At 73.9% G+C, this 12,579-nt stretch carries 10 protein-coding genes; 7 read left to right on the plus strand and 3 right to left on the minus strand.

Features of this window, described 5'->3' with window-relative positions:
* The 3 genes from I6A81_RS13390 to I6A81_RS13400 form a co-directional block, all read left to right on the plus strand.
* Positions 1-991 (plus strand): ABC transporter permease (locus tag I6A81_RS13390; protein ID WP_203010196.1); only part of this gene is annotated, 991 nt, incomplete at its 5' end.
* Complete coding sequence (locus I6A81_RS13395) at positions 979-1,878, plus strand: ABC transporter permease (RefSeq protein ID WP_203010197.1); 900 nt, start codon at positions 979-981, stop codon at positions 1,876-1,878. The genes I6A81_RS13390 and I6A81_RS13395, both read left to right, overlap by 13 nt.
* Positions 1,871-3,199, plus strand: a complete 1,329-nt coding sequence (locus I6A81_RS13400; RefSeq protein WP_203006879.1) for an ABC transporter ATP-binding protein — start codon at positions 1,871-1,873, stop codon at positions 3,197-3,199. The genes I6A81_RS13395 and I6A81_RS13400 overlap by 8 nt, the downstream gene beginning before the upstream one ends.
* Positions 3,200-3,223: 24 nt before the next feature.
* Here I6A81_RS13400 and recQ read toward each other — a convergent pair whose 3' ends face one another.
* A complete protein-coding gene (recQ, locus tag I6A81_RS13405; RefSeq protein ID WP_407661295.1) occupies positions 3,224-5,137 on the minus strand; it encodes a DNA helicase RecQ in 1,914 nt (637 codons plus the stop codon).
* 314 nt (positions 5,138-5,451) lie between these two features.
* Between recQ and I6A81_RS13410 the strand changes: the two genes are divergently transcribed.
* On the plus strand, positions 5,452-6,360 hold the full coding sequence (locus I6A81_RS13410; protein WP_238430747.1) for a helix-turn-helix domain-containing protein: 909 nt from the start codon (positions 5,452-5,454) through the stop codon (positions 6,358-6,360).
* Here I6A81_RS13410 and I6A81_RS45540 read toward each other — a convergent pair.
* On the minus strand, positions 6,267-6,644 hold the full coding sequence (locus tag I6A81_RS45540; protein ID WP_203010198.1) for a DUF397 domain-containing protein: 378 nt from the start codon (positions 6,642-6,644) through the stop codon (positions 6,267-6,269). The two genes, I6A81_RS13410 and I6A81_RS45540, sit on opposite strands and share 94 nt — an antisense overlap.
* A gap of 607 nt (positions 6,645-7,251) precedes the next feature.
* Between I6A81_RS45540 and I6A81_RS13420 the strand changes: the two genes are divergently transcribed.
* Entirely contained in the window at positions 7,252-8,583 is a 1,332-nt protein-coding gene (locus I6A81_RS13420; protein WP_203004609.1) for an AAA family ATPase, read from the plus strand.
* A gap of 299 nt (positions 8,584-8,882) precedes the next feature.
* Here I6A81_RS13420 and aqpZ read toward each other — a convergent pair whose 3' ends face one another.
* On the minus strand, positions 8,883-9,947 hold the full coding sequence (aqpZ, locus tag I6A81_RS13425; protein WP_238429620.1) for an aquaporin Z: 1,065 nt from the start codon (positions 9,945-9,947) through the stop codon (positions 8,883-8,885).
* Between the two features lie 394 nt (positions 9,948-10,341).
* On the opposite strand from aqpZ, the gene I6A81_RS44845 reads away from it, so the two are divergent.
* Both I6A81_RS44845 and I6A81_RS13435 read left to right on the plus strand, forming a co-directional pair.
* Positions 10,342-10,791 (plus strand): DUF2218 domain-containing protein, encoded by a 450-nt coding sequence (locus I6A81_RS44845; protein ID WP_307874645.1) that lies wholly within the window; start codon positions 10,342-10,344, stop codon positions 10,789-10,791.
* 2 nt (positions 10,792-10,793) lie between these two features.
* Entirely contained in the window at positions 10,794-12,575 is a 1,782-nt protein-coding gene (locus tag I6A81_RS13435; protein ID WP_203004610.1) for an FAD-dependent oxidoreductase, read from the plus strand.
* Positions 12,576-12,579 lie beyond the last annotated feature (4 nt).

The following is a 12,579-nucleotide window of genomic DNA, read 5'->3' on the forward strand; positions in this document are numbered from 1 at the left end:
GCCGGCGCCCCCGGGGGCGGGGGGGCTCCCCCCCCCGCGCACCGGCAGGGCGGCCGCCGGCCGGCCGGCCCGGCCCGGGGCGCCGCGGGCCGGCGGGGCGGCGCCGGCCGCGGGGGGGCCGCCGCGGCCGGGCCGGCGCGGGGTTCCTCGTGACGCGCTGGCCCTGCTCGGGGTCGTGCCCTTCCTCGCCTTCACCGTGATCTTCCTGCTGCTGCCGGTCGGCAACGTGGCCGTCGACGCGTTCCGGGACGGCGACGGGAACTGGACGCTGCACAACATCCGGCTCAGCTTCGAGGGCATCTACCGGGACGCCTTCGTCACCAGCCTCAAGGTCGCGCTGCTCACCGCGGCGATCGGCGTGGTCTTCGGCACGCTGCTGGCCCAGGCCGTGCTGACGACGAAGCGCAACACCCTGCTGCGCCGAGTGATCACCACCGCGTCCGGGGTGTTCGCGAACTTCGGCGGCGTGCCGCTGGCGTTCGCCTTCATCGCCACGCTCGGCGCGACGGGCCTGGTCACCCGGTGGCTGGACGCGGTCGGGCTCCCCCTCGAGTCGGCCGGGTTCTCGCTGTTCACCTTCAGCGGGATCGTCGTCGTCTACATCTACTTCCAGGTGCCGCTCATGGTCCTGGTCATCACGCCGGCGCTCGAGGGCCTGCGCCCGCAGTGGCGCGAGGCCGCCGAAGGCCTCGGGGCGTCCACCTGGGCGTACTGGCGCCATGTCGGCCTGCCCGTGCTCGCGCCGTCGCTGCTCGGGTCGTACCTGCTGCTGTTCGGCAGTTCGTTCGCGGCCTACGCGACGGCGTGGGCGCTCACGAGCGGAACCGTCCCGCTCGTGCCGATCAAGATCGGGTCGCTCCTGTCCGGCAACGTGATCACCGGCGGCGAGAACCTCGGCAAGGCGCTTGGCTTCGAGATGATCCTGGTGATCGCGGTCGTCGTGGTCGGCTACCTGCTGCTGTCCCGGAGGGCCGCCCGATGGCTGCGGTAGCGGGCACGGAGGCCGTTCCCGCCGGCCAGGGCCCGGTGACCGGCGAACCGGCGAGGCGGGGACCGGCCGGCGGCCGGCGGCCGCGCGCCGCCGCCGCCGTCCGCTCCAGTGCCTGGCGGTGGGCCGTGTTGCTCCTCGCGGCGCTCTACTTCCTGCTGCCCATGGCGGCGTCGCTGGAGTTCAGCCTGCGCGACCGGGACGGCGGCTACTCGCTGGAGTCCTACCGGGCGATCGTCGACGAGCCGGGGTTCGCCTCGGCGCTGTGGACCTCGGTGAAGCTCGGGCTGATCACGGTCGCGCTCACGATCGGGCTCCTCGTGCCGACGATGACGCTGGTGCACCTGCGGTTCCCGTGGCTGCGCCGAGTAATCGAGACGATCACCGTGCTGCCGCTGGTGATCCCGCCCGTCGTGCTCGTCATCGGGGTGCTCGGCGCCTTCGAGGGGGCCCCGAACTGGCTGATCGGGTCGCCGACGATCCTGGCCTTCGAGTACGTGATCCTCGCGATGCCGTTCGCCTACCGGTCGCTGGACGCCGGGATCGGCGCCATCGACCTGCGCACCCTCGTCGAGGCGTCGAGAAGCCTCGGCGGCGGCTGGGCCACCGAGCTGTTCCGGGTGGTGCTGCCGAACCTGCGCGGCGCCGTGCTGGGCGCCTGCGTGCTCACCCTGGCGCTGGTGCTCGGCGAGTTCGCGATGGCCAGCCTCCTGCTGTGGTCGACCTTCCCGACCTGGGTCGTGCAGGTCGCGGGCACCCAGGCCGGCGTGTCCGTCGCGGTGTCCGTGCTGTCCCTTTTCCTGACCTGGGCGCTGCTGATGCTGCTCATGTTCCTCGGCGACCGGCGTGGCCGGCGCTCGACGTTCCTTGGGGGTGTGCCCGGTGGGTGAGACCACCGCGACGGCGGACCAGGCGCCCGGCGCGGTCGCCGGTGACGACGGGCGGGCGGGCGCGCGAGCCGCCGACGAGGCCGGCGGCGGCACCGGCGGCGCGCTCGCCGTTCCCGCCGCCGGCGCCGTCGGGATCGAGCTGCGCGAGCTGCACCGCGCGTACGGCAGGGTCGCCGCGCTCGACGGGCTGTCACTGACGATCGCCCCCGGCGAGCTGGTGGCGCTGCTCGGGCCGAGCGGCTGCGGCAAGACGACGGCGCTGCGCGCGCTCGCCGGCTTCGAGCGCCCGGACTCCGGGCAGATCCTGGTCGGTGGCATCGACATCACCGGCGTCCCGGCGAACAAACGCGACATGGGAATGGTCTTTCAGGCCTACAGCCTGTTCCCGAACCTCACGGCGCTGGGCAACGTCGCCTTCGGCCTGCGGCTGCGCGGGCTGGCGGCGCGCCGCAGGCGGGCCCGCGCCGCCGAGCTGCTCGAGCTCGTCGGCCTCGCCGACCGGGCGGGCCAGTACCCGCACCAGCTCTCCGGGGGCCAGCAGCAACGGGTCGCGCTGGCGCGGGCGCTCGCGATCGAGCCGCGCGTGCTGCTGCTCGACGAGCCGCTGTCCGCGCTGGACGCCCAGGTGCGGGCGGCGCTGCGCGACGAGATCCGCTCGCTGCAGACCAGGCTCGGCATCACCACGCTGTTCGTGACGCACGACCAGGAGGAGGCGCTCTCGCTGGCCGACCGGGTCGGCGTGATGCGCGCCGGCCGGCTGGAGCAGATCGCGGCGCCGGAGGTCGTCTACGCCTGGCCGCGGACCGCGTTCGTCGCCGAGTTCGTCGGCACGGTCAACCGGCTGCCCGGCCGGCTCGACGCCGCGGGCACCGGTTCCGGCGGTGGGACGGTCGAGGTCATCGGCCAGCGGCTGCCCGTGCTGGAGGTCGGCTCCTCGGACCGGTCCCTCGGCCAGGACGTCGCCGTGCTGGTCCGGCCCGAGGCCGTCCTGCTGGCAGCCCTGGACCCCGCCGGGGGCCCCGAAGGCCAGCGGGACGGCGCCGCCGCCGCGCCGGGCGTGCCTGGCCGGGTCGTGCAGCGTTCGTTCCGCGGCGCCGTGACCCGAGTCCAGGTCGAGCTGCCCGGCATCGAACGGGCCGGTGTCGCCGGCACCGGCTCGGCCGAGCTCACCGCCGCCGCGGCGCCGGGCGGGCCCGGTGGAGCTGGCCGGTCGGGCCTGGTCGTCGCCGACGTCGCCACCGCCCAGGTGGGCGACCTGGCGGTGGGCGCCCAGGTCCTGGTGTCCCTCGCCGACCGCCCCGTGCTCGTGACCGCGCCGTAGGAGGGCCCCGCTGGCCTGGCCCGGTCAGCCGGCGAGGGTGTCGAGGACCTGCTGGCCGTACTTGTTGAGCTTGTTCTCGCCCACTCCGTTGATCGTGGCCAGGTCGGAAAGGGTGGCGGGTGAGCTGCTGGCGATCTCGCGCAGGGTCGCGTCGTGGAAGATGACGTAGGCGGGGACGCCCTGTTCCTTGGCCGTGGCGGCGCGCCAGGCGCGCAGCCGCTCGAACAGCGCGGTCGCCTCCGCCGACAGGTCGGCCGCGGCGACGGCGCGCTTCGCCTTGCCGTCGGCCGAGCCACTCCCCGACCGGGCGGCGGACCTGGCGGGGCGTTCCGGGTCGCGGCGCATCTGGACCCGGCGCGTCCCGCGCAGCACGTCGGCGCTGGTGTCGGTGAGGACGAGCGTGCCGTGCTCGCCCTCGACGGCCAGCAGCCCCCGCGCGAGCACCTGGCGCACGACGCCGCGCCACTGGGACTCGTTCAGCTCGGTGCCGACCCCGAACACCGTCAGCGTCTGGTGCTCGAACTGGGTCACCTTCTGCGTGGCGCGGCCGAGCAGGATGTCGACGAGGTGGCCCGCGCCGAACTTCTGCCGCCGCTCCCGGGCCAGCCGCAGCACGGCCGACAGCAGCTTCTGCGCGGCGACCGTCCCGTCCCAGGTCTCGGGCGGGGTGAGGCAGGTGTCGCAGTTGCCGCAGGGCGACGCCCCCTCCTGGCCGAAGTAGGCGAGCAGGCCGACGCGCCGGCACTCGACCGTCTCGCACAGCGCCAGCATCGCGTCGAGGTGGACGCTCTGGCGGCGCCGGTGTGCCGCGTCGCCGCCAGACGTGTCGATCATCTTGCGCAGCTGGACGACGTCGGACAGGCCGTAGGCGAGCCACGCGGTGGAGGCCAGCCCGTCCCGGCCGGCGCGGCCGGTCTCCTGGTAGTAGCCCTCCACCGACTTTGGCAGGTCCAGGTGGGCGACGAACCGGACGTCCGGCTTGTCGATACCCATGCCGAACGCGATCGTCGCGACCATGACCAGGCCGTCCTCGCGCAGGAAGCGGGACTGGTGCTCGGCGCGGACCTGGGCGTCCAGGCCGGCATGGTAGGGCAGGGCGGCGATCCCGTTCGAGACCAGGAAGTCGGCGGTCTGGTCGACGGAGGAGCGCGACAGGCAGTAGACGATGCCAGCGTCGCCGGCGTGCTCGGCGCGCAGCAGATCCAGCAGCTGCCGCTTCGGCTCCTTCTTCGGCACGATCCGGTAGGTGATGTTCGGCCGGTCGAAGTCGGCCACGAAGTGCCGGGCGTCGGCGAGCCCCAGCCGGTTGGTGATCTCGGTGTGGGTCGCCGGGGTCGCCGTCGCGGTCAGCGCGATCCGGGGGACCTCCGGCCAGCGCTCCCGCAGCGTGGACAGTTCCAGGTAGTCGGGCCGGAAGTCGTGGCCCCACTGGGCGACGCAGTGCGCCTCGTCGATCGCGAAGAGCGAGATCTTCCCCCGGTCGAGCAGGCTGGCCGTCGCCGGCAGCCGCAGCCGCTCCGGGGCCAGGTAGAGCAGGTCGAGCTCGCCGGCCAGGAACAGCGCCTCCACGGTCGCGCGCTGGCCGGGGTCCTGGGTCGAGTTGAGGAAGTCGGCCCGCACGCCGAGCGCGCGCAGGGCGTCGACCTGGTCCTGCATGAGCGCGATCAGCGGGGAGACGACGACTCCCGTGCCGGGGCGGACGAGCGCCGGTATCTGGTAACACAGGCTCTTGCCGCCGCCGGTGGGCATCAGCACGAGCGCGTCCCCGCCCCCGACGACGTGCTCGATGATCTCCCGCTGCCCGTCGCGGAACGACTCGTACCCGAACACCCGCCGCAACGCGTCGCGCGCCGCGCTCGCCGGTTCGTCCGCGTCGGAAGGAGGGCCGCCCGCCGACGAGGCGGGCGCGTCCGCGAGCTCGGTCAGGGAGATCTCCACGCCGTCACTGTAGGAGCCCCCTCCGACATCGTCGCCGGCGTGGTCCCGTCTGTGGACGCCGTGGGCGTGGTCCCGTCTGTGGACGCCGTGGGCGTGGTCCCGTCTGTGGACGCCGTGGCCGGCGGTGATCCGGCCGGCCCCGCCCCCCGGCCGACTCGCGCTGCCGCCCCGTACCCGGCAGCGAGCGACGGCACCGAGGCGGGGCCGGCGTCGACGGTGGGTGGCGCTGGAGTCGACGGGACCCGCGTGGTACTGATGTATCGGACCTATATCGTAATTTACATATTGCAAGTTTCGACCTGAGTATGCTGACGATGCTCGGACCGGTCAACTGGGTATGGGTCGTCCGCCGCGGGGAGTGGGAGGATCTCGTCATGGCGACGAACGCGGTCGTTGCGCGCCGACGGCTCGCGCAAGGGCTGCGGCGATACCGGCAACGAGCCGGCCTGACCATCGAGGACCTGGCCCGCCATCTGGAGTGCTCGGTCGCGAAGGTCAGCCGGATGGAGACCGGTATCTCCGGTATCCGGGTCCAGGACCTGACGGCGATCGTGAACTGGATCCAGGTGACCGACGCCGAGCGTCGAGACCTGGAAGAGCTCGTCCGGCGGGCCCGTGGCCGGGAATGGTGGCAGGAGTTCGGTGATCTCGTGCCGGCTGGAGCCGGCACCTTCTACGGCCTGGAGGACGGCGCGTCGACCATCCGGCTGCATGGCACCTCGCTGGTCCCCGGGCTGTTACAGACCCGTGGCTACGCTGGCGCGCTTCTCGGCTCGATGAACGGGACCGACCCCGACGTGCACGCGCGGCGGGTGGCGTTGCGGATGCGCCGTGGACGGGTGCTCGAGCGCTCCAGCCCACCACGGCTGACAGCGGTGCTGGACCAGGCGGTCCTGTACCGGGAGATCGGCGGCCCGGAGGTGATGGCCGACCAGTGGCGGCATCTTCTGGACCGCGCTGCCGGCGCCGGGGTGGTGGTCCGGGTCGTGCCGTTCGCCGCGCCGCCCCACCCGGCCGACGGGCTCACCTTCACGATCTTCGATTTCGATCACCCGGACCTCACGGCCGTTGTGTACGCCGAGCAGCTCAGCCGGAACACCTTCATCGAGGAACCCCGGGAGGTCGGGGTCTACGAGGCGGCACTGGCCAGGGCGGAAGGCGCCGCTCTCCCCGCCGACGAGTCCCTCGAGCTGATCGACGCGCGGCTGCGCGCGCTGGGGTGAGCGCGCCGCGGTGAGCGGCCGAGCTCGAACTCGCGGTTGTGCACCCCGAGCAGGAACGTCTCCCACTCCCGGGCGCTGAACCGCAGGACCGGTCCGTGCGGATCCTTCGAGTCGCGGACGGCGATCCCGCGTGGCCCGATCGCGACGTCCACGCAGGCGGTGTCGGCGCCGCAGAAGCTGCTGCGCCGCCAGGCCCCGGCGGGCGGCGTGCCCGCGCCCTCCCCGGCGCGGTCCTCGGAGCCGGAAAAGACGGCGATCTGGGCGGGCACGGTGTGTGGCTTCATCCAGGTACTCCTCTCGACCGAATGTCGCGAACGGAAAGCGGCCGCGGCGCCGCTTTCGACGGACGGTCGCCACGGACGACGGGTGGCGTCGGAGGCCACGTCGCCGGGCGAGGGGGGACGCGGGCCTCCCAGAGACCGGACGGTCGGCTCAGGGGAGGCCGGCGGGCGCGGCGCGGTGGCGCCCGGAGCTCCCAGGACCGCCCCGCCCCCCACGGGACGGCCCTGAGAGCCCCGACCTGCGCCACTGCCGGGACGCGGCACCGCTCGGCCATGTGAGGCCGGTGGGGTGCGCGGACGGCGGCTGGCCGCTACCCGAAGCAGACGGATGCCCGGCCGGGCTGGCGGCCGCCGAGGCGCGTGATGACGCGTAGCCGACCGCGGCGTGGCGGCGTGGGCGGCTCCGGGCGTGGCGGCGTGGCCGGCCGCGCGCTCGCGGCGTGGCCGGCTACGCGCTCGCGGCGCGGCCAGCCATGGGCATGGCGGGGCGGCTGCCGCCGCATGAGGGGTGTCTCGTCCAGGCGCCTCCAGGCGACGTGCCCGGAGGCTCGCGGCCGCCAGGCGCACCCGGCCGAGGAACGGCCGGCGCCGGCCTGGGAACAATGGGGATGTGTCCCAACCGCTGCGTGTGCCGGCCCTGTCCCTGGTCGTCCTGGTCGGCGTCGCCGGCAGCGGGAAGTCGACCTTCGCGGCCCGCCACTTCCGCCCGACCCAGGTCGTCTCGTCGGACGGCTGCCGGGCCCTGGTCGCCGACGACCCGCGTGACCAGTCCGCGACCGGGGCGGCGTTCGAGGTGGCCCATCTGGTCACCCGTCACCGCCTGGCGAACGGTCTGCTGACCGTCCTCGACGCGACCAGCGTCGAGCCGGCCGCGCGCCGGCCCCTGCTGGAGCTGGCCAGGGAGCATGACGTCCCGGCGGTCGCGATCGTGCTCGACCTGCCGGAGGAGCTCTGCGCCCGCCGGGCGGCCGAACGGCCGGACCGGGCCGTCGCCGCCGCGGTCGTCCACCGGCAGCACATGGAGCTGCGCGCCGGCCTGCACGGGCTGCGCGCCGAGGGCTTCGCGGCCGTTCACGTGCTGCGCACCGAGGCGGAGGCCGCGGGCACCGCCGTCGATCTTGTCGGGTCGCCGCTCGACCGGCGCGCGGAACAGGGACCGTTCGACATCGTCGGCGACGTGCACGGCTGCCTGGACGAGCTCGAGGAGCTGCTCGGGCGCCTCGGCTACGAGATCGCCCGCGACGGCGCCGGCCGGGCGGTCGGCGCCCACCACCCGACGGGGCGGCGCGCGGTGTTCGTCGGCGACCTCGTCGACCGCGGGCCGGACCCGGCCGGCGTGCTGCGCCTCGCGATGGGGATGGTGGCCGCCGGCGACGCGCTGGCGGTCGCCGGCAACCACGAGCACAAGCTGGTGCGGGCGCTGGGCCGGGCTGGCGCCGGCGTCGGGGCCGGCGGCCAGGCCAAGGTCGGCGGGAACCTGGCGCGCACGCTCGAGCTGCTCGGCGCGGAGCCCGCCGAGTTCCAGGCGGCGGCGTTCGACTTCTGCGCGGGGCTGGCGGGGCACCTGGTGCTCGACGGCGGCGCCCTCGTCGTCGCGCATGCCGGGTTGAAGGAGGCCTACCACGGCCGGGACTCGGACCGGGCGCTGGCGTTCGCGCTGTTCGGGGACACCACCGGCGAGCGGGACGAGTACGGGCTGCCGGTCCGGCTGCCGTGGGCCGAGCAGTACCGCGGCCGGGCGACGGTCGTCTACGGCCACACCCCGATGTTCGAGCACCGCTGGGTGAACAACACGCTGTGCGTCGACACCGGCTGCTGCTTCGGCGGCTCGTTGACGGCTCTGCGCTACCCGGAGCGCGAGCTGGTCAGTGTCCAGGCCCGGCGCGAGCACTACCCGCCTGTCCGCCCGCTGCGCCACGAGCCGGGCGTCGCGGCCTCGTAGCGGTCCTTCTCGCGGCCGCCCGCGCGCGACGCGGCCCGGGCCTCGTGAGGCCCGGGCCGTGCCTGACGGCGTCGGGTCGTGCTGACAGCGCCGCCTCCGCGCGCTTCCTGGTGTCTGTCGACTCCTGGTGTCTGTCGACTTCCCTTGGTGCCGTATCCAGCAACGTTCGCCCTGCCGCTGGCCACCCGTCCCACGGGTGGCCGGGCCCGCTGCGTCAGCCAGAACGCGAGCCAAAGACCGCGCTATCGCTGACTCTTCGCCGGCGCCGGCCCACGGCGCGGGCGAACCTTCGCTGATGTCTAGGGCGTGTCGTGAGGCCAGTCGCGATCGCGGTCGGCGTCCCGCGCGGAGCCGGGCCGCCGCGAGCCCGGTTCCTGGTCGCGGGCCGGCCACGGGCCTGCCGCGGTGCTCGAGCGATCGTTTCCGCCCGTCGCCGGCGCCCCGCGTTCCGTGCCGGCCCGGCCGGTGCCGGCTCGCTCCGCGCCGACCCGCTCGAAGCGCTGCTCGGCGCCGGCGGGGTATGGCCCGCCGAGCGGCATCCGCATGAGCCGAGCGGTCTCCTGGGCGATCCGCATCTCCGACTCCTGCGGCAGCGCTCGCTCCGCTGTCGACGTCCGGATCCCGAACTCGGGGCGCAGGACACGGTGGATGACCGCCGCCAGCAGCGCTCCGAGCAGTGGCGCGACGATGAACAACCACAGCTGGCCGAGGGCCCAGCCGCCGACGAACACCGCCGGCCCGAGGCTGCGCGCCGGGTTCACCGACGTGTTGTCGATCGGGATCGAGATGAGGTGGCAAACAGTCAACACGAGGCCGATCGCGAGCCCGGCGAAGCCGACCGGTGCCTCGATGTGGGTCGCTCCGAGGACGGTGAACACCAACAGGCCGGTGAGGACCAGCTCCGACAGGAACGCGCCGCCCAGCCCGAAGCCGATGGGCGAGTGTGTGCCGTAGCCGTTGGCACCCAGCCCCTGCACCCCGGCCGAATAGCCGAACGGCCCGGCGTCCGCGATCAGCCAGACCGTCGCGCTCGCCAGGATGGCGCCTACGCACTGGGCTATGACGTAGGCGACTGCGTCCTTTGACCGGATCTTGTTCGCGGCCCACAGCCCGACCGTCACCGCCGGGTTGACGTGGCACCCCGACACCGGGCCGATCACGTAGACGAGGACGAGCAGCATCAGGCCGAACGCGAGCGCGACGCCGAGCGTCCCCACGAAGTCCCCAGCCAGCACGATCGTCCCAACGCCGGCGAGGACCAGAAAGAAGGAGCCGATCCCCTCGGCCACGCACCGTTTGACCAGTGTTTGGTCTCTCTCGTCGGTTTCCGCCGCCGCGGCGCTTGCCATCACTTTCGTGGCCATCCGCGTCCCCCCTTCGAGCTCTCGTGGTCGAGGTCGCGGCACGCGTCCTGGACCCGATGTCGGGCGGCACAGCACGCCGCCGTCGCATCCGTCGGCGTCAGTACCCCGGCACGGCCGGACAACCGGTCGTGGGTACGGGGCGTGAGGGGGAATGCGCAGCGTCACGGCGGCGCGAGGACGCCGAGACGGGTCGGACCGGGGCGCGCCTGACCGCCGACCGCCGCGTCATTCACCCAACGTGACGGATTTCGCCGAGAGAACAGCATGACGTTCCCACCTGGAGAGATACCTATGCTCTAGACCAGATGGGGTTGTCCGCCGTCCGTTCCGGGCCGCGGGCCGGGGGCCCCGACCAACACGCCCGCGCCGACGGGCCGAGCAGGGAGAGCCGACCGTGACCAGTGTCCCGAGTGGGCCGGGTTCCTCCGGTCCCGTGAGCCCCAGGTTCACCTCCCACGCCGACGTCGCCACCGACAAGCCGGCCCGGTACGCCAAGCAGCTCGCCTCGCATCTGGGCCGCCACGCCCAGATCCGCGAGGAGGAGGACGGCGCCACCCGCATCGTCCTCGGGAACGGCGGCAGCTGTCTGCTGACCAGCGGCGACGGTGTGCTCACCCTCCTGGCGGAGGCGCCGACGAAGGTCGCCCTCGGCCAGGTCGAGGACGTGACCGGCCGTCATCTGGAGAGGTTCGGCACCCGCGCCGAGCTGGCCGTCCAGTGGCGGCGCGCTCCCGGTTCGGAGGACTCGGGCGGCGCACGCGCCCGCGCGGCGGGCCAGGCGGTGCTCGGACGGGCGCGCTCGGCCGCCGCGACCCGGCTCGGCCGGCTTCGCCAGGGGCACTGACCATGACCGGGCCCGCCTCCACCCCAGCCACCTCGGCCACGCCCGCCGAGCCGGCGGCGCGCGCGGGCAGCCGGCCGGCGATCCTCACGGTCGACGACGACCCGAGCGTGTCCCGCGCGGTCGCCCGTGACCTGCGCCGCCGGTTCGGCGAGCAGTGCCGGATCGTGCGCGCGGAGTCAGGGCAGCAGGCGCTCGACGCCCTGCGGGAGATGAAGCTGCGCGGCGACCACGTCGCGGTTCTGATCGCGGACTACCGGATGCCCCAGCTCGACGGCATCCAGTTCCTCGAGCAGGCGATGGACCTCTATCCCGGCGCCAAGCGGGTGCTGCTCACCGCCTATGCCGACACCGATGCCGCGATCAACGCCATCAATGTCGTGGATCTCGACCATTACCTGCTCAAGCCGTGGAACCCGCCGGAGGAGAAGCTCTATCCGGTGATCGATGGGCTGCTGGACGCCTGGAACCGTTCCGAGCACCGGCCGGTCCTGGAGACCAGGGTCATCGGCGACCGATGGTCCGCCCGGTCATACGACGTCCGCGAGTTCCTGGCCCGCAACCAGGTGCCCTACCGGTGGTATCTGGCCGAAGAGCCGGAGGGTCGGCGCCTGCTGGCCGCGGCGCTCGCGAACGGCGCGGCCCCCGCGTCGGACGGCGCGTCCCTCGCGTCGGACGGTGCCTCGGCCGAGGCGGTCGGCGTCGGGGTGCTTCCCGTGGTCGTCACCCCGGACGGGGCGGCGCTCGTCAACCCGACGGACGCCGAGATCGCCGCCGAGGTCGGGCTGAGCACCACCCCGGGCCAGGACTTCTATGACGTGATCATCATTGGGGGTGGCCCGGCAGGGCTCGGCTCCGCGGTGTACGCCGCCTCGGAGGGGCTGCGCACCGTGCTGATCGAGCGCACCGCCACCGGCGGGCAGGCCGGCGCCAGCTCGCGCATCGAGAACTACCTGGGCTTCCCGGACGGCGTGTCCGGGTCGCAGCTCACCGACCGGGCCCGCCGCCAGGCGGTCAAGTTCTCCGCCGAGGTGATCACGGCCAGGGAGATCGTCGAGCTGCGGGCCGACGGCGGCGCCCGCACCGTCCGGTTCGCCGACGGCGGGGAACTGTCGGCGCACACCGTGGTGCTGGCCACCGGCGTCTCCTACCGCCAGCTGCCGGCGCCGGGTCTCGAGCCGCTGACCGGGCGCGGGGTGTTCTACGGCTCGGCGCTCACCGAGGCCGCGGGCTGCGCCGGGGAGGACATCTACATCGTCGGCGGGGCGAACTCGGCGGGGCAGGCGGCGGTCTACCTGTCCCGGCACGCCCGGTCGGTCACGATGCTGATCCGCGGCCCGTCCCTGACGGCGTCGATGTCGCACTACCTGATCCAGCAGATCGCCGCGATCCCGAACATCACCGTCCGGCCGTGCACCGAGGTGATCGCGGGGGAGGGCGACGATCACCTGCACAGCCTGATCCTGCGGGACAACGCCGTAGGTACGACGGAGACGGTGCCGGCCAGCCGGCTGTTCGTCTTCATCGGCGCCGAGCCGCGCACCGACTGGCTCGACGGTGTCGTCGAGCGGGACGCCCACGGCTTCGTGGTCGCCGGCCCTGACCTCGTGGTTGATGGCCGCCGGCCGCGTGGGTGGACACTTGACCGGGATCCCTACCACCTGGAGACCAGCCTGCCGGGGGTGTTCGTGGCCGGAGACGCGCGGTCGGAGTCGGTGAAGCGGGTCGCCTCGGCGGTCGGCGAGGGCGCGATGGCCATCGCGCTCGTCCACAGGTTCCTCGCATGAGCGG

This window comes from Frankia nepalensis (assembly GCF_016786325.1).
Classification (GTDB): Bacteria; Actinomycetota; Actinomycetes; order Frankiales; family Frankiaceae; genus Pseudofrankia; species Pseudofrankia nepalensis.

What these genes read in the sequence shown, in the direction of transcription:
- I6A81_RS13435 (WP_203004610.1), top strand. Translation starts at nt 10,794, where the DNA reads ATGACCGGGCCCGCCTCCACCCCAGCCACCTCGGCCACGCCCGCCGAG.
- I6A81_RS13410 (WP_238430747.1), top strand. Translation starts at nt 5,452, where the DNA reads ATGCTCGGACCGGTCAACTGGGTATGGGTCGTCCGCCGCGGGGAGTGG.
- I6A81_RS13395 (WP_203010197.1), top strand. Translation starts at nt 979, where the DNA reads ATGGCTGCGGTAGCGGGCACGGAGGCCGTTCCCGCCGGCCAGGGCCCG.
- aqpZ (WP_238429620.1), bottom strand. Translation starts at nt 9,947, where the DNA reads ATGGCCACGAAAGTGATGGCAAGCGCCGCGGCGGCGGAAACCGACGAG.
- I6A81_RS45540 (WP_203010198.1), bottom strand. Translation starts at nt 6,644, where the DNA reads ATGAAGCCACACACCGTGCCCGCCCAGATCGCCGTCTTTTCCGGCTCC.